Below are 17,079 nucleotides of genomic sequence, written 5' to 3' on the forward strand. Positions count from 1 at the left end.
TGCTAAAAGATTTCCTATGTTGAGTGGCGCATATATCACCGGTGTGGAGAGGCGAATTATTGGCCCGGCCTTTGTTTGAAGGCCGGGGCCATGTGCAACTTAACAATTCCTGCCTTATTCAATGACGTGAGGACTGTCCATGTCCGGTGACTTACCCACCAAGCGCGATTATCGTGCAACGATCTTCCTGCCCCAAACCGACCTTCCCATGCGTGCCGGATTGCCGCAAAAAGAGCCGGAATGGTTGGAGGCTTGGGAAAAGAGCGCCCTTTATCAAAGCCTGCGTGATGCGGGCCGTGATCGTCCACGCTTTACCCTGCATGATGGGCCGCCCTATGCCAATGGGGACATCCATATCGGCCATGCGATGAACAAGATCCTGAAGGATGTGATCGTTCGCGCCTATCAAATGACCGGCCATGATGCCCCTTATGTGCCCGGCTGGGATTGCCATGGCCTGCCCATCGAGTGGAAAGTGGAAGAAGCCTACCGTAAAAAGGGCAAGAACAAAGACGAGGTGGACCCGGTTGAATTCCGCAAGGAATGTCGCGCCTTCGCCGCCAAGTGGATTGACCGCCAGCGTACGCAGTTCAAGCGTCTGGGGATCCTTGGTAATTGGGACAATCCCTATACCACCATGGCCTATGAGGCCGAGGCCCGGATCGTTCAGGAATTGCTGAAATTCGCCATGTCGGGCGCGCTGTATCGCGGCTCGAAGCCTGTGATGTGGTCGCCGGTGGAAAAAACCGCGTTGGCCGAGGCCGAGGTGGAATATCACGACCACAGTTCCACCCAGATCGATGTGGCGTTCCCCATTATCAAAACCGACATCGAAGCCCTGTCCACCGCCAAGGTGGTGATCTGGACCACCACGCCGTGGACCATTCCGGCCAACCGCGCCATCTGCTTCGGGCCGGATATCGATTATGTGCTGGTAGAGGCCGATGAGCTGTCCGACGGCGCCTTGATCAAGCGCGGGACACGCTTTTTGGTGGCTGAAGCCTTGCTCAGTGCCTTTGCGCAACGGGCGTCCATCACTGTTCATGGGGTGGTGGAACGCTATCGCGGCGCCGATCTGGCCAATACGGTTTGCGCCCATCCGTGGCGTGGGCGGGGATATGAGTTCGATGTACCCTTGCTGCCCGGTGATCATGTTACGGTGGATGCGGGGACCGGCTTTGTGCACACGGCCCCTAGCCATGGTGAAGACGATTTCATCGTCGGCCAGAAATTCGGCATCGAAGTGCCGATGACCGTGGGCGGTGATGGCCGTTATTATGATCATATGCCGCTGGTGGCGGGCGATCATGTGTATAAGGTGGGTGACAAGATCTGCGATCTTCTGGCTGAAAATCATGCCTTGTGGGGTAAAAGCACCTTCGTACACAGCTATCCCCATAGCTGGCGTTCCAAAGCCCCGCTGATTTTCCGCAACACGCCGCAATGGTTCATTTCCATGGAAACGAACGGCCTGCGCGAAAAAGCCTTGGCAGGGATCGAACAGGTGCGCTGGATTCCGGCGCGCGGCAAGAATCGTATCCGCGGCATGGTTTCGGATCGCCCCGATTGGGTGATCAGTCGCCAGCGTGCCTGGGGCGTGCCCATTACGGTCTTTGCCAATCCCGTTACGGGCGAGATTTTGCAAGATGATGCGGTCAATGCACGTATCGTGGCTGCGGTGCGTGAAGAAGGGGCCGATGCGTGGTTCGCCGGGGATCCCAAGCGCTTCCTCGGTTCGGACCATAATCCCGATGACTGGGAAGCGATCACCGATATTCTGGATGTGTGGTTTGATTCCGGTTCCACACATTCTTTTGTTTTGGAAGAACGCGAAGAGCTGCATTGGCCGGCATCCTTGTATCTGGAAGGGTCGGATCAGCATCGCGGCTGGTTCCAGTCCAGCCTTTTGGAAGCCTGCGGCACGCGCGGCCGCCCGCCTTATGAGGCGGTTTTGACCCATGGCTTCACATTGGATGCCGATGGCCGCAAAATGTCCAAATCTGCAGGCACCGGCTTGTCGCCGCAGGATATTGTCGATCAATATGGGGCCGATATTCTGCGCCTGTGGGTGGTATCGACCGACTATTTCGAAGATGTGCGGATCGGCAAGGAGATCATCAAAGGGCAGGTGGATGCTTATCGCAAGATCCGCAATACCCTGCGCTTCTTGCTGGGCAATTTGGCAGGCTTTGAAGAAAGCGAACGGCTACCCATCGATCAGATGCCAGAGCTGGAACAATGGGTGTTGCACCGCATGGCCGAGCTTGATGCGCTGGTGCGTGACAAGATCAACGGCTTTGATTTCAACCCCTATTTCCAGGCGCTTTACCAGTTTTGCATTATCGAGCTTTCGGCCCTGTATTTCGATATCCGCAAGGATGCGCTTTATTGCGATGCCAAGGACAGCATCCGCCGCCGCGCCGCGCGCACGGTTCTGGATTTGTTGTTCTATCGCCTGACAAGCTGGCTGGCACCGATATTGGTATTTACCACGGAAGAGGTCTGGCAGGCGCGATTCGGTGTGGATGCAAAAAGCGTGCATCTACAGCAATTCCCGGAAACATCTGCCAGCTGGCGCAATCCGGATTTGGCGGAAAAATGGACGAAGATCCGGGCTATCCGGCGCGTGGTCACCGGCGCGCTAGAGGTGGAGCGCCGCGAAAAGCGCATCGGCTCGTCTTTGCAGGCGGCCCCCAAACTTTATATCGACGATCCCGAGCGGATGGCGGCGCTTGATGGCCTTGATCTGGCAGAGATTTGTATCACGTCGTCTGTTGAGGTGATCGTGGGGCGCGGGCCGGATGAGGCATGGCGGCTTGATGACGTGCCGCATGTGGCTGTTCTGGTGGAACAGGCCTCCGGTGAAAAATGCCAGCGTTGCTGGGTGGTCAGCGAGGAGGTCGGGGCCGATGCCGCCAATCCCGATATTTGCAATCGTTGTGCAAAAACGGTGCAGGCACCGGGATGTGGTGCGGCGTGAAGCCTCTTTTCGCCCACTCATTGCGCACCCAAAAAGCTGCACGGCGCATTGGCTGGCTGGTGGTTTTGCTGGTGCTTTTAACGGACCGGCTCAGCAAGCTCTGGATTCTGGATGGCCTGGCAATGCAGGTGGGGGATACACGCCCCCTCCTGCCTTTTTTCAGCCTGACCTTCGTTTGGAATGAAGGGGTAAGCCTTGGGTTGTTCCAGCAAGGCACAATGGGGGGCCGCGTTTTTCTGATCGGCCTCACATCTCTGATCTCGGTGCTGCTGGCCATTTGGTTGCAGCGCACCCGCTTGCGCCTGCCTGCTTTAGCTCTTGGGCTGATTCTGGGCGGGGCCATTGGCAATATATGGGATCGGGTGCTTTATGGAGCGGTGGTGGATTTTGCCCATGTTCATGTGGGGAACTGGTCTTTTTACATCTTCAATGTGGCGGATGCGGCGATCAGCGTGGGCGTTGTGCTGTTGTTGATTGACAGTTTCGTACACCCGCAACGACAATCCGTTTGAGAGGCGAAGCGGCACGCTTGCTGTCAGCCTTAAAATTCCGTACAAAGACCATATGATTTGTTGAAAATAACCGATAGTTGCGAGGAAAATCCTTGACCATTTCTTTCGGATATCGCGGCCTTGTCCGTTTTGCCGTTTCTGCTGTGGCCTTTGTCGGCCTTGGTGGATGCGTTTGGGTTGGTGATCTGGTCGGGTCTGGCAAAAGCCCGCCCGATGAATTTGTGGTGGTTGATAAGCGCCCTTTGGTGGTGCCGCCTGATTTCCAGTTGCGCCCTCCACGCCCCGGCGTGCCTAGCCCGCAAAATATCCAGCCCGCCGCCCAGGTGGTGGATGCGCTTTTCCCCGGCCATACGGCTGTTCCGCCAAAGCCATCCGCTGCGGAAATGGCGCTTCTGGATAATTTCCCCCAAACGGATGCGGATATCCGTTCCACCGTGGGTGATGATACGGAATTGGTGAACAAAGGGCCGATGTTGTCTGAAATCCTGGCGATGGAGCCGCGCGCGATGGAAAGCGACGGGGCCAGTATTCAACGGCTTACATCCGATCCGCGCTGACCTGCGCCGCAGCGCTTTGTTTCCTTCAGAATTTTGAGCGGTCGTCCTTCATCAAGGGCGGCCGTTTTGATATGCTGATATAGGCAATGGCGATCATGAAAAGCGGGTACTTATGGACGATGGGAAAAGCGGGCGTATCCATCTTTTGGATGAACAGACGGTCAATCAGATCGCCGCAGGTGAAGTGGTGGAACGCCCCGCCAGTGCCGTTAAGGAATTGGTGGAAAATGCACTGGATGCGGGGGCGCATCATATTGATGTGGTGCTGCGCGAAGGTGGAAAGGCGCTTATTTCTGTAACGGATGATGGCATTGGCATGTCGCCCGAAGAATTGGGAATGGCCGTTGAGCGCCATGCCACCTCGAAACTACGCAGCGCTGAAGACTTGAATGCCATTGGCACCCTCGGGTTTCGCGGAGAAGCCTTGCCGTCCATCGGTTCGGTCAGTCGGTTATCCATCACCAGCCGGGCCAAAGGCGCGGATGAGGCTTGGGCGCTAAAAGTGGATGCCGGGGCGAAAACCGGCCCTCTTCCTGCGGCTTTATCGGGGGGCACACGCATCGAGGTGCGGGATCTGTTTTATGCGACCCCTGCGCGGTTGAAATTCCTGAAAGCCGACCGCACCGAACAATCCAATGCACTGGATATTATAAAGCGGCTGGCGATGGCTCATCCCCATGTGGCCTTCAGCCTCAGCGATGGGGACCGGGTGTTGCTCCGCGCCGAACGGGCGCTCTCCACAGGGGACGATGCACAAAAGGCGCGACTCGGTGATATTCTGGGGCGGGCCTTTACCGATAATGCGGTGGCGGTGGATGCGGTGCGCGATGATTTGCGGCTGAAGGGATTTGCCGGCCTTCCCACCTATTCCCGGGGCAATGCCCAACAGCAATATTTGTTCGTCAATGGCCGCCCGGTAAAAGACCGGTTGTTGGTGGGGGCGGTGCGTGGAGCCTATGCGGATTTCCTTGCCCGCGACCGGCATCCGGTTTTGGTGTTGTTTTTGGAACTGGACCCGCATGCGGTGGATGTGAATGTGCATCCCGCGAAAGCCGAAGTGCGCTTCCGCGATCAAGCTGGTGCGTGGTTTGATTGTTTCCGGTTTGCGTCATGCTTTGGGGGCGGCAGGGCATCGGGCTTCCACCAGTGTCAGCCAGGCGGCTTTGGGGGCGGCACGTCCGGCCTATTCCCCCGTAACGCGCCCTGCTTATGGGGAGAAACCTGTCTTGGGTGGCGGCTTTCATGATGCGGCCCGTACATGGCAGGCACCGACCTCCTCTGTGCCAGAGCAAAGTCGTTTCGACTCTGAAACGATACCCGTATCTGCCCGGCACGAACCCGTTACACAAGAGCAAGAGCGGGCGGCGCAGATAGAGGATTATCCCCTTGGTACGGCACGCGGGCAGCTCCATGAAACCTATATCATGGCGCAAAATGCCGATGGCATCGTGATTGTGGATCAACATGCGGCCCATGAGCGTCTGGTTTATGAACGCATGAAGGCATCGCTTGAGAAAAGCGGTGTGGCGCGGCAGATGTTGTTGCTTCCAGATGTGGTGGAATTGGACCCGGATGCGGCCAGCCGTGTTCTGGCCCGTGTGGAAGAATTCGCCGAATTGGGGCTGGTGCTGGAGCCATTTGGCGATGGCGCTGTGGTGGTGCGCGAAGTACCCGCCTTGTTGGGCAAGGTGGACAGTGTGCGCTTGGTGCGCGATCTGGCCGATGATCTGGCGGAATTGGATCAGGGACTGACCCTGAAGGAACGGCTGGAAGAGGTGTGCGCCACCATGGCTTGTCATGGCAGCGTGCGGGCGGGCAGGCGATTAACTCTGGATGAAATGAATGCCTTGCTGCGCGAGATGGAGGCCACCCCCCATTCGGGCCAGTGCAATCATGGGCGCCCCACCTATGTGGAGCTAAAACTCCGGGATGTGGAGCGGCTGTTTGGTCGCCGTTAAAATCGTCGGCAGCACTAGCTCAAGGGGGTGAAACGCAAAAACCAGAGGCTGCTGTCGGCCATCTGGCGCTGGTCGAGCAGGTCAAACCCTTTCGATAAGGAAAGCGTTTCATCCCGCGCCGTTTCCGCCACCACAAGGGCATTGGGGGCCAACCAGCCTTTGTCGCGTAAGGATGAAAGCGCCAGGTCCGCCAATCCTTTGTGATAGGGCGGGTCGAGAAATGCGATCTCGACGGGGCCATGTTCCAAAGCCGGTGCGGGCAGCCTTGTGGCGTCTTTCGCCAGCACGATTGCCTTGTCTTCGGCTTTCATTGTGGCGATATTGCCTTTCAAAAGGCTCAGGCTTTTCGGGGCTTTTTCAACAAAAGTCACATGGCGGGCCCCCCGCGACAAGGCCTCGATCCCCACAGCCCCCGTGCCTGCGAACAGGTCGGCCATATGCGCCCCCACAAGGGACGGCTGCTGGCTATGGCTCAGGATATTGAACAAGGTTTCGCGCAATCGGTCGCTGGTGGGGCGGACCGCCCGACCATCGGGGGCACGCAAGCGGCGTCCACGAAACTGTCCGGCGATCACCCGCATCAGCGTTTCTCTTTGGGGCCGTTTGGGGTGCGCGGGGCACTTCTTTTGGGGCGGAATTTGGTTTTCGGTTTGGCTTTTGCCCATTTGGAAGGATTGGGAGCTTTTTTCGTCTCGGCTGCAATGGATGCGCTTTCCAAGGCTCCCAGATGGGCCCCACAGGCGGAATAAAGGGCTTTTGACGAGATTTCCCCCACAGCACCGCGTTGCAATGTTCCCAAAGTGAAGGGGCCATAGGCGGTGCGAATCAGGCGGTTCACATCCAGCCCGATCGAGGCCAGAACCCGGCGCACTTCGCGGTTTTTCCCCTCGCGCAGAGCCACATTCAGCCACGCATTGCTGCCTGAAACCTTTTCCACGGTGGCTTCAATGGTTCATAAACGATGCCGTCCACCACTGCGCCTTCCGCAAGGGCCTTGAGCTTGGCTTCATCCGCCGTGCCGTGGGCGCGCACTTTATAGCGCCGTATCCAGCCGGTTTTCGGCATTTCCATCCAGCGCGCCAGTGCGCCATCATTGGTCAGCAGCAACAGCCCTTCGGAATTGAGATCCAGCCGTCCTACCGAAATGACGCGCGGCAAATGCGATGGCAAATGATCGAACACCGTTGACCGCCCTTCCGGGTCGCGGTGCGTTGTGACCAATCCACGTGGCTTGTGATAGCGCCACAGCCTTGCACTTTCCGCTTGCTCGACGGGCTTTCCATTAACGGTGATGCCTTCAAGGCTGGTGATCAGGCAGGCCGGGGTTTTCAGCCGCTTCCCATTGATGGAAACGCGTCCAAGCTCGATCAGCCGTTCCACCTCACGCCGTGAGCCGATGCCCGCACGGGCAAGTGCTTTTGCGATTCGTTCCGGTGCAGGCCCTGCCGCATTGTTTTTGTCTTTGTCTTGTGTCATGGCGGCGACCATAAGCCGCCCTGTGCTGTTGGGCAATCAAGGATCGCACTTGACCGCAGGCCTGCAGCTTTTCATCTTCCCATCATGACAGAAAATCCTCTCTCCCCCATGGAAATCGCTTTTTTAGAGGCGGAACAAGCCGCTGCCGGTGGCGAAGTGCCGGTGGGGGCGGTGATTACCGATTCGTCGGGCGCGGTGATATCAAGGGCGGGAAACCGGGTTTTGACACTGAAAGATCCCACCGCTCATGCAGAAATGCTGGCGATTCGGGATGCGGCGCGGATTTTGGGATCGGAACGCCTGATCGGCTGCGATCTTTATGTGACATTAGAGCCATGCGCCATGTGTGCTCAGGCCATCAGTTTTGCGCGGATTCGCAGGCTTTATTATGGAGCCGAGGATGAAAAAGGCGGCGGCGTGCGTTATGGCGCGCGGGTATTTTCTCATGCGACTTGCCACCACAAGCCCGATATTTATGCCGGATTTTCCGAACAACGTGCAGCATTGCTTTTGAAAGACTTCTTCCAATCAAGACGCTAGGCCGTGAAAGCATGGATCATGCCTCTTCACGTTTATGGGTTTACAGCCTAGGATAGATCTTATGGAGCAAGAGCTTTCCCCTTTCGATCATTTACGCGACCTGCTTGATCAGGTGCTGATCTGGCTGGGAAGCGATTTATTTGCTTATGCCAGCCTTGCGCAATTTGCGGTGATTGCCCTGTCTCTTGGCTTGTCCTGGCTGCTGGCCCGTGCCTTGCGGAAATTGCTTGGCGGGGTGCATCTTGAAGTGCCGATTCTGGCGCGCATTGCACCGTTTTTCTCTCCGCTGACGGTGCCGGCCTTTGCCTTGTTGTTGATCGCAACGGCGGGTGTGGTGGCCGAAGAATTCAATCTTCCAACCTATTTATTCGATATTGCCACCAGCCTTTTAACCGCATGGTTGGTCATCCGCTTTGCCGTAAATTTTATTCGTTCCCAAGCTTTGCGGCGGCTGGTTGCCAGTGTGGCGTGGTTGATTGCGGCTTTGAATATTGTGGGATTGCTGGACCCGATCACCCGCACCCTTGGGGCGGCGCGCTTTTCCGTCGGGGATGTGTCGATTTCCCTATTGTCGATCATCAATGGGTTGTTGGCGTTTTTTCTGCTGATTTGGCTGGCTTTGGCGGCGTCTCGTTTGCTGGAAAACCGGGTGGATGCGTTAAGCGATGTGAACCCATCGGCCCGGGAATTGGTGAAAAAGCTGGCGCGTATTGCGTTGGTTATTCTTGCGGTGATGATTGCGCTCAATGCCACGGGCATTGATTTGACGGCATTGGCGGTCTTTTCCGGTGCTTTGGGTGTGGGGCTTGGTTTTGGCCTTCAAAAAGTGGTGGCGAATTTTGTATCCGGCGTGATCTTGTTGATGGATCGATCCATCAAACCCGGCGATGTGATCGAAACGCAGGGCACCTATGGTGGATCAATCATTTGGGGGCGCGCTATACCTCGATCATCACCCGCGACGGGACGGAATTTCTGGTTCCCAATGAGGATATGATCACGCAATCGGTGATCAATTGGTCTTTCTCTGACAGGCGTGTGCGCCGGAAAATCCCCATTTCTGTGAGCTATGAATGTGATCTGCGCAAGGCCATGTCCTTGATGGAACAAGCCGCGCAGGATATTCATCGGGTTTTGAAATCCCCCGCGCCCGCTGCCCGTTTGATGGGCTTTGGCGACAATGGCGTGGATTTGGAATTGCGCTTGTGGATTGAAGATCCGCAGTCCGGCGTGGTGAATGTGGCCAGTGAAGTGATGCTGGCCATTTGGGACGCTTTCCATGAAGAAGGGATCGATTTTCCCTTCCCGCAACGGGTGGTGCATTTCGCCAATGACATGCCCATGGCCGCTCCCCAATCCGTGCAGGCTGAGGATGCGGATCTTGAGCAAGACCCGGCTCTTGATGCGGGAAAAAAATCCTAAAGCCGTTTGGCAAGATCCAGAAAGTCGATAATCATCGCATTGACCTGACGGGGCATGACCCGGTGGTTGAAATGTCCGGTGCCAATGGTGCGGCCCCAAAAACAATAGGGCGCATGGGCGCGAATATCTTCTTCGCGGTTTTGCGGGCGGTCGGCATTGATGAAGGCCAATGGGCGCTGTACCCGTTCCAATGCCTTGGTGGCATCATAGGCGATAATTCCATCCCAGGTTTTAAGGGCGGCTTCATCATCGGTACGCCGTGCAATGTCTTGCACTTCTTGTGACAGATTTTCCGGATCGGTTTTGCGGAAAAATACCTTATTGCTCAAAATCGCTTGCGCTGCTTCCCGCCCCATATCCTGCATCATCTTGCGGGTACGGGTGAGGGATTTCAAAAGCGCCGGGGTTTTGATCATCGGGGCGGGGTCAATCAAAATAGCGCAGGGATGGCGGCTTTCGTTATCTGCCAATAGTTCCAAAGCCAGTAATCCGCCCAAGCTGTGCCCGATCAGGGCTGCCTTCTCGATCTTCAGGGTGGAGATAAATGCACGCAGGCGATCACGATAAAAATCGACGCTGTAATCGGCGTTGGGGACCGCTTCGCTGTCGCCATGGCCGGGCAGGTCAAGGACGATACAGCGGTGGGTTTTTGAAAGCTCCATGATCTGGTAGCGAAAGGTGCTGCGGTCCGATGTCCAGCCATGCAGGAACAAAATCGGTTCGGCATCTTTGGGCCCTATGGCCTCATAAGCGATAGTGGCCCCTTCAATGGGTTGTTTCGACGGCCCCGCCATGCTCAGGCACTTTCCTTGATCTGGTTCCAGGCCAGTTCTGCCAAGGGTTCGCACATTTGGCCTTGGGCGGCGGCATGTTTGCTGGCGGCGGTGCCGCGTTTCACCCGGCCCAAAATGCCGTGTAAAATAGCGGCCAATCGGAACATATTGAAGGCCACATAGAAATTCATGTGCCCGTCGGGGATCAGGTCGCGGCCCGTTCGGGCACAATAGCGGGCGATATAGTCTTGCTCGGACGGGATATTGAGTGCCTTGAGATCGGCCCCCAAAAGTCCGGTGAACCCTTGGGGGGGCATGCGGTACATCATCAGATGATAGGAAAAATCAGCCAGCGGATGGCCCAGGGTGGAGAGCTCCCAATCCAGAATGGCCCGCACCTTCGGTTCTTCCTTGTCGAAGATCAGATTGTCGATGCGGAAATCGCCATGCACGATGGCGGTATCGTCACCGGGGGGGATATTGTCGGGTAGCCATTGTACCAATCGGTCCATAGCTTTGAAGCGCCCCGCTTCTTCATCCTGTTCATATTGTCCGGACCAGCGGGCAATCTGGCGGGCGAAATAATTTCCCGGCTTGCCATAATCGCCAAGGCCGATGGCTGCGGGGTCCACCATGTGCAATGTGGCAATCGTCTCGTTCATGGCGTCGAACAAGGCGGCGCGTTCGGTGTTTCCTACTTGCGGGATGGCCGCATCCCAGAAAATCCGCCCCTCCACACAATCCATGATGTAAAACCATGTGCCGATTATGGACTCATCGGTACAAAGCGCATAGGTGCGCGCAACAGGAACGTCGCTATGCTGGCCAAGGGCGGTGATAACGCGATATTCCCGATCCACAGCATGGGCGGATTTCAGCAATTTTCCCGGCGGTTTGCGGCGCAGCACATAGCTCTTTCCGGCGCCATCGGTCAAAAGATAGGTGGGGTTGGATTGCCCGCCTTTGAACTGGTCCACCTTCAAGCCTTTGGTGAAGCCGGCAACATGCCCGATCATATAACGCTCAAGCGCTGCCTCATCAAAGCGGTGGCGCTCCCGCACCTTCATGGTCCCTGAAAACTGCTCTTGGCGGCTGGTCATTCTGTGTGTCCTTGTCGTTGCTCGAAGACAGGCTTCAGGTGACTGGCGGTTCGTTATTATAAGGCCCGCCAGCCGATGTCGGATCGGCAAAAACCTTGTGGCCACTGGATTTTTTCAATGGCGGCATAGGCCCGCTCTTTCGCCTCGGCCACGGTTTTTCCCGAAGCGGTAATATTGAGCACCCGTCCGCCAATGGTCACAATCTCTCCATTTCGGGATCGTTGTGTTCCTGCATGGAAAATTTCCACATCCGGCATTTGGGACGCTGCATCCAATCCTTTGATCACCGAGCCTTTTTCATATGTGCCGGGATAGCCTTTTGTGGCCATCACCACGGTAAGCACGGCTTCCTTGCGCCATTGAAGCGCCATGTCTGCCACACCGCCATCAATGCAAGCCATCAAAGCGGGGACGATGTCGGATGCCAGACGCATCATCAGAACCTGACATTCCGGATCGCCAAAGCGGGCATTATATTCGATGAGTTTCGGCCCTTCTTCGGTGATCATCAGCCCGGCATATAAAACCCCTTTATAGGGGCAGCCTTCGGCCTTCATGGCGGCAAGGGTGGGGCGAATGATATCCGCCATCACACGGTCTTGCATGTCTGTATCAAGCACGGAGGCGGGAGAATAGGCTCCCATACCGCCGGTATTGGGGCCGGTATCCCCGTCTCCGACACGCTTATGATCCTGCGCACCGGCCAAAGGAAGGGCCGTATCACCATCCACAAGGGCAAAAAAGCTGGCTTCTTCGCCGTGCATGAACTCTTCAATGACCAGATCCGCGCCCGCCTCACCAAACTGCCCGCCCAGAATATCATCGATGGCGGTTTCTGCTTCATGCTGGCTTTCGGCGATGATGACACCTTTCCCCGCAGCCAGACCATCGGCCTTTATCACCAGCGGCAAGGCTTGTTTTGCGGCATAGGCTTTGGCATCGGCGGCCTTTTGAAAGCGGCCATAGCGGGCTGTGGGGATCTGGTATTTGGCACATAGATCTTTGGTGAAGCCCTTGGACCCTTCCAGACGTGCCGCCTTTGCCGAAGGGCCAAAGGCTTTGATGCCAAGAGCGCTTAGATGGTCCACCAAGCCTGCCACCAAGGGGGCTTCGGGGCCAATAACCACAAGGCCGATTTTTTTGGCGAAGCAAAAGTCTGCCACGCGTCGTGATCCAAGGCATCCAGCGTGACACATTGAGCGATGGCTTCGATCCCGCCATTGCCGGGGGCGCAATAAAGCTGTTGGCATAAGGGAGATTTCAAAAGAGCCCAGCAAAGGGCATGTTCCCGTCCACCCGATCCGATAACGAGGATATTCACCCAGATCGTCTCCTTGATCATCGCAACGATTGATGCATGTTATCTTTGGCACCGGACCCTATCGACCCCGGCCATGGCTGACAAGCGCCGACCATTTTTTTAACGATCCTTGATTGATGCCAAGGTCCAATAGGTCTTAAACAAGTGGCATGACAAACGCGCGAGAAAATATTCACGAATATACGGTATCCGAACTGTCCGGCGCTTTAAAGCGCACGGTGGAAGACAGCTTTGGCCATGTGCGGGTGCGGGCCGAGCTTTCCGGCGTGAAATTGCATAGCTCAGGGCATCTTTATCTTAGTCTCAAGGACGACAGTGCCACCATGGATGGTGTGTGCTGGCGCGGCAATGTTTCAAGATTGGGCTTTCGGCCCGAAGACGGGTTGGAGGTCATTGCCACCGGTAAGCTCACCACCTATGCGGCGCGCTCCAAATATCAGCTTGTGATCGAGCATATGGAACCGGCGGGCGCGGGCGCTTTGATGGCGCTTTTGGAAGAGCGCAAGAAAAAGCTGGCCGCCGAAGGACTGTTTGATGCGGAGCGCAAAAAGCCGCTTCCCTATTTGCCGCAGGTGATCGCCGTTGTCACATCGCCCACGGGGGCGGTGATTCGCGATATTTTGCACCGCTTGGCAGACCGCTTTCCCCGCCATGTGATTGTGTGGCCCGTGCCCGTTCAGGGCGAAGGGGCGGCGCAAAAGGTGGCCGATGCGGTGCGTGGCTTTAACGCTTTGGCGCAAAAGGGTGCAATTCCCAAACCCGATGTGATGATTGTGGCGCGGGGCGGTGGCTCCGTTGAGGATTTATGGGCCTTCAATGAAGAAGCGGTGGTGCGTGCTGTGGCCGAAAGCACCATTCCGGTGATTTCCGCCGTGGGCCATGAAACCGACACCACATTGATAGATTTTGTTTCTGACAAACGCGCCCCCACGCCGACGGCCGCGGCGGAAATTGCTGTGCCGGTGCGCGCGGATCTGATGGCGCGTGTGGCCCAATTGGATAGCCGCCTGACTGGCGCCCGGATGCGATATTTTGAACGCATGCGCGAGCGGATTGCGGGGCTTGCGCGTGGCTTGCCCAAGCCTGCGGATATGCTGGGGGCTTTGCGTCAACGCCTTGATGATCTGGTCGATCGCTTGCCAAGGGCCTTGCGTCATGTGGCTCTTGATCAAAGGGCGAAATTGGGACGGCTGGAGGGCAGCTTGCGCCCGAACGGCTTGCGCCAGATGGTGGCCTATAAACGGCAGGAAGCGCAGGCGATTTCCCGCCGTCTTGAACCGGCCCTTGAGCGCAACCTGTCCGATGGACGACAGCGCTTGTCTGCAGCTGCGCGGTTATTGGAAACATTGAGCTATCAAGGTGTTCTGGCCCGCGGCTATGCGGTGCTGCGTGATGCAAAGGGGGTGCCTGTGCAGCATAGCGGCGCCTTGCTGCCGGGCATGGGCGTGGAGGCGGAACTGCAAGACGGCCGCGCCTGGTTGATGGTTCAAGAGGGCACAGTGTCAAAGGCACCGGGCCCCAAGGCCAAATCGAAGCCTAAGTCAAAACCAAAGCCAAAGCCGGAAGGCGTGGTGCTCAAGCAAGGCACGTTGCTTTAAGGTCCGTTCCCAAGGACGACGCGCAAAAATGATTTGACCGATCCTTTTTCCCGTGACCATAGGCGGGAAGCCATATCCCCATAAGCCCGCTTTCGGTATGATTGGAAGGGGCGGATGGGGCCGCATCATCAACAGTCGAGAACGTTTGTGGGCAACATCCAATATCAAAGCGACGATCAAGGACGCGACTGGTTGCAAGCCAGATTGAAGCGCCACTTAAGCGAGCTTATACGCTTGGCCGCGCCGTCCATGACATCGCGGCTGGGGATGCTGGCTCTTGGCTTTGTCGATACGGTGATGGTGGGGCGCTATGCCACCAGTGAACTTGCCTGGCTGTCTTTGGCCAACCGGTCGGTGATTTCCTTCCTGCTGGTGGTGGGCATCGGGCTGCTGATGGGCGTGGTGGTCTATACGGCATCGGCTTTCGGCAGAGATGACGAGCGGGAATGTGGCCGGATCTGGCGGCGGTCCATGCCTTATGCCTTATGGATTGGCGGAGGCATGCTGGCCTTGTCTTTGCCCGCCCATATCTGGATGGATTGGCTGGCCAGCGATCCGGTGATTGCCGAAGAATCCGCCAAGCTGGTGGTTATCCTGGGGCTTGGATTGCCCGCGCATTTGATCTTTTTTTGTTGCACAGGATTTCTGGAAGGTATTCGCAGGCCAATGATCCCCATGGTGGCGCTGATTGTGGGCAATGGGGTGAATGTGGTTTTGAATTACAGCCTTGTTTATGGCCATTTCGGCGCACCGGAGATGGGGGCTGCCGGGTCGGCGCTCACCAGCACCTTGGTTCGCTGGATTTTGGCGGCGTTGCTGCTGGCCTATCTTTGGTATTCTCCATCCATGGAGCGCTTTGGGCTGCGCATATCCCATGGGCAAAGCTGGAAGGATTGGGCGCGGCAGCGCACCATTGGTTATGCTTCGGCGGTAAGCATCGGGGCAGAAGTGGGGGCCTTTGCGGGCTTGGCGGTGATCGCCGAGAAACTGGGGGCCTTTATCTTGGCGGGGCAGGAAATCGTGTTCAATGTCATGACGGTGCCGTTCATGGTCTCGGTGGGGATCGGGTCGGCAACGGCGGTGCGTGTTGGCATCAGCCACGGGCGTGGTGATCCTGCGGATACCGGCCTTGCAGGCTGGACGGGATTGGGGGCTTCAATCGTTTTCCTAAGTCTTGCTGCGGTGTTTGTTTTCCTGTTTCCCGAATGGCTTTTTGCCCTTCATTCCGATGATATGCGCCTTGCGGCCATCACGGTTCCGGCGATCATGTTTATCGCCTATGTCACGGTGTTTGATGGCGGCCAGTCCGTGGTTTCCATGGCTCTGCGTGGCCTTGGCGAAACATGGTGGCCCACAGCCATTCAGGCGGTGGCCTATTTGATGCTGATGCTCCCCCTGTCCTGGTATCTGGCTGTGGATATGGATCGTGGGCTGATCGGGTTGTTGGAAGCCACATTGATCGCCAGTATTTTCTCGGTGGTCGCCCAGTCTGTGCGTTTCTGGTGGCTGACAGGGCGGGAAAAAGCCTTTGAAAACAAGCCTTCCCAAAAAGACGAGGCATAATCTTTTCGCAAGTTCACATATTTCAATTGACAGTCGGTTTTTGATCCTTAGTTTCTCAGGCGGGCCACGCCTCCCCAACGAGGCGCGCGCTCTCTGTAAGGAGAGGATATATATGAAACCGACCATCCGTCCTGCGCGGCCCCTGTTTTCATCAGGGCCATGCGCAAAGCGTCCGGGCTGGACACCCGCCGTTCTTGAAGACGCGCCTATCGGGCGTTCGCATCGCTCGAAACCGGGCAAGGCGAAGCTTTCCCAAGCCATTGAAAAAACCCGTGCGATCCTGGGCGTTCCCAAGGATTATCATATCGGCATCGTTCCCGCTTCCGATACCGGTGCTGTGGAATTGGCACTGTGGAATTTTCTGGGCGCCCGCCCGGTGGATATGCTGGCATGGGAAAGTTTTGGCAAAGGCTGGATCACCGATGTGGTGAAACAGTTGAAGCTCGCCAATGCCCGTGTGATGACCGCAGATTATGGCGATATTGTTGATCTGGCGCAGGTGAGCCCCGACCATGATGTGGTGTTCACATGGAACGGCACCACATCGGGCGTCAGGGTTCCCCATGGAGACTGGATCGCTAAAGATCGTGCAGGGCTGACCATTTGCGATGCCACATCGGCGGCTTTTGCGCAGGATCTTCCTTGGGGCAAGCTGGATGTGACCACCTTTTCCTGGCAAAAAGTGCTGGGGGGAGAGGCCGCCCACGGGGTGCTGATTCTATCGCCGCGTGCGGTGGAGCGGCTGGAAAGCTACAGCCCGCCTTGGCCGCTTCCGAAGATTTTCCGCATCAAGAAAGACGGGCAGTTGAATGCCGGGATTTTCCGGGGCGAGACAATCAACACGCCCTCCATGTTGTGCGTGGAAGATTATCTCGATGCGCTTGGCTGGGCGGACGGGCTTGGTGGTCTGGATACCCTGATAGCCCGCGCCGATGCCAATCTGGCGGTGCTGACGGCGTGGATCGCCGAGCGCGACTGGTTGATTTTCTGGCGACTGATGCGGCGATCCGGTCCAACACATCGGTGTGCCTGAAGATCGTTGATCCATGGTTCACGTCCCTTGATGCGGAGGCGCAGGCCCGGATAGCGAAAGCCATTGCCGGCCTTCTGGATGGCGAAGGGGTGGCCTTTGATATTGGCGGCTACCGCGATGCACCACCGGGTTTGCGTATCTGGTGCGGGGCCACTGTGGAGCGTGCGGATATTGCTGCTCTTGTGCCATGGCTCGATTGGGCCTTTGCCAAGGTCAAGGCCGACCACGCCCAGATTGCCTGAACCG

General features: G+C 57.0%; 13 protein-coding genes and 3 pseudogenes. 10 read left to right on the forward strand and 6 right to left on the reverse strand.

What is annotated here, in order from left to right:
• Positions 1 to 139: 139 nt before the first annotated feature.
• The 4 genes and pseudogenes from ileS to mutL all read left to right on the forward strand — a co-directional run bounded on the left by ileS (position 140) and on the right by mutL (position 6,007).
• Positions 140 to 2,980 (forward strand): isoleucine--tRNA ligase, encoded by a 2,841-nt coding sequence (gene ileS / locus JCM17844_RS03315; protein WP_149999666.1) that lies wholly within the window; start codon positions 140 to 142, stop codon positions 2,978 to 2,980.
• Complete coding sequence (gene lspA, locus JCM17844_RS03320; RefSeq protein WP_210431267.1) at positions 2,977 to 3,492, forward strand: signal peptidase II; 516 nt, start codon at positions 2,977 to 2,979, stop codon at positions 3,490 to 3,492. Before ileS ends, lspA begins: the two co-directional genes overlap by 4 nt.
• A 92-nt stretch (positions 3,493 to 3,584) precedes the next feature.
• Positions 3,585 to 4,049, forward strand: a complete 465-nt coding sequence (locus tag JCM17844_RS03325; protein WP_210431268.1) for a DUF3035 domain-containing protein — start codon at positions 3,585 to 3,587, stop codon at positions 4,047 to 4,049.
• A gap of 112 nt (positions 4,050 to 4,161) precedes the next feature.
• Positions 4,162 to 6,007 (forward strand): annotated as a pseudogene (gene mutL, locus JCM17844_RS17100) (DNA mismatch repair endonuclease MutL).
• 14 nt (positions 6,008 to 6,021) lie between these two features.
• Here mutL and rsmD read toward each other — a convergent pair.
• From rsmD to JCM17844_RS15765, 3 genes are read right to left on the reverse strand one after another with little or no spacing between them, the layout of a single operon-like run.
• A complete protein-coding gene (gene rsmD, locus JCM17844_RS03335; protein WP_149999669.1) occupies positions 6,022 to 6,588 on the reverse strand; it encodes a 16S rRNA (guanine(966)-N(2))-methyltransferase RsmD in 567 nt (188 codons plus the stop codon).
• Positions 6,588 to 6,944, reverse strand: coding sequence for a pseudouridine synthase family protein (locus JCM17844_RS15760; RefSeq protein ID WP_235898895.1), 357 nt, complete (start codon positions 6,942 to 6,944; stop codon positions 6,588 to 6,590). Before JCM17844_RS15760 ends, rsmD begins: the two co-directional genes overlap by 1 nt.
• On the reverse strand, positions 6,911 to 7,483 hold the full coding sequence (locus JCM17844_RS15765; protein WP_235898896.1) for a pseudouridine synthase: 573 nt from the start codon (positions 7,481 to 7,483) through the stop codon (positions 6,911 to 6,913). The genes JCM17844_RS15760 and JCM17844_RS15765 overlap by 34 nt, the downstream gene beginning before the upstream one ends.
• Positions 7,484 to 7,567: 84 nt before the next feature.
• Here JCM17844_RS15765 and JCM17844_RS03345 point away from each other — a divergent pair, with 84 nt between their 5' ends.
• The 3 genes from JCM17844_RS03345 to JCM17844_RS03355 all read left to right on the forward strand — a co-directional run bounded on the left by JCM17844_RS03345 (position 7,568) and on the right by JCM17844_RS03355 (position 9,445).
• Positions 7,568 to 8,023 (forward strand): nucleoside deaminase, encoded by a 456-nt coding sequence (locus JCM17844_RS03345; protein WP_149999670.1) that lies wholly within the window; start codon positions 7,568 to 7,570, stop codon positions 8,021 to 8,023.
• Between the two features lie 61 nt (positions 8,024 to 8,084).
• Positions 8,085 to 9,020 (forward strand): mechanosensitive ion channel family protein, encoded by a 936-nt coding sequence (locus JCM17844_RS16360; protein WP_210431271.1) that lies wholly within the window; start codon positions 8,085 to 8,087, stop codon positions 9,018 to 9,020.
• Positions 8,951 to 9,445, forward strand: coding sequence for a mechanosensitive ion channel family protein (locus tag JCM17844_RS03355; RefSeq protein ID WP_210431272.1), 495 nt, complete (start codon positions 8,951 to 8,953; stop codon positions 9,443 to 9,445). Before JCM17844_RS16360 ends, JCM17844_RS03355 begins: the two co-directional genes overlap by 70 nt.
• On the opposite strand, the gene JCM17844_RS03360 is transcribed toward JCM17844_RS03355, so the two are convergent.
• The 3 genes and pseudogenes from JCM17844_RS03360 to purD form a co-directional block, all read right to left on the reverse strand.
• Complete coding sequence (locus tag JCM17844_RS03360) at positions 9,442 to 10,239, reverse strand: alpha/beta fold hydrolase (protein WP_149999673.1); 798 nt, start codon at positions 10,237 to 10,239, stop codon at positions 9,442 to 9,444. The two genes, JCM17844_RS03355 and JCM17844_RS03360, sit on opposite strands and share 4 nt — an antisense overlap.
• Before the next feature lie 2 nt (positions 10,240 to 10,241).
• Positions 10,242 to 11,318 (reverse strand): phosphotransferase, encoded by a 1,077-nt coding sequence (locus tag JCM17844_RS03365; RefSeq protein ID WP_149999674.1) that lies wholly within the window; start codon positions 11,316 to 11,318, stop codon positions 10,242 to 10,244.
• A gap of 56 nt (positions 11,319 to 11,374) precedes the next feature.
• Positions 11,375 to 12,639: pseudogene (gene purD / locus JCM17844_RS03370) on the reverse strand (phosphoribosylamine--glycine ligase).
• 149 nt (positions 12,640 to 12,788) lie between these two features.
• Between purD and xseA the strand changes: the two are divergent.
• The 3 genes and pseudogenes from xseA (at position 12,789) to JCM17844_RS03385 (ending at position 17,075) form a co-directional block, all read left to right on the forward strand.
• Positions 12,789 to 14,237 carry an exodeoxyribonuclease VII large subunit gene (gene xseA, locus JCM17844_RS03375; RefSeq protein WP_149999675.1) on the forward strand — a complete coding sequence of 483 codons (1,449 nt, stop codon included), beginning with the start codon at positions 12,789 to 12,791 and terminating at the stop codon, positions 14,235 to 14,237.
• Positions 14,238 to 14,384: 147 nt separating this feature from the next.
• On the forward strand, positions 14,385 to 15,800 hold the full coding sequence (locus JCM17844_RS03380; protein ID WP_210431275.1) for an MATE family efflux transporter: 1,416 nt from the start codon (positions 14,385 to 14,387) through the stop codon (positions 15,798 to 15,800).
• A 112-nt stretch (positions 15,801 to 15,912) separates the two neighbouring features.
• Positions 15,913 to 17,075 (forward strand): annotated as a pseudogene (locus tag JCM17844_RS03385) (phosphoserine transaminase).
• Positions 17,076 to 17,079: the final 4 nt, after the last annotated feature.

It is taken from the genome of Iodidimonas gelatinilytica (assembly GCF_008579125.1).
In the GTDB taxonomy this organism is placed as follows: Bacteria; Pseudomonadota; Alphaproteobacteria; order Sphingomonadales; family Rhodothalassiaceae; genus Iodidimonas; species Iodidimonas muriae.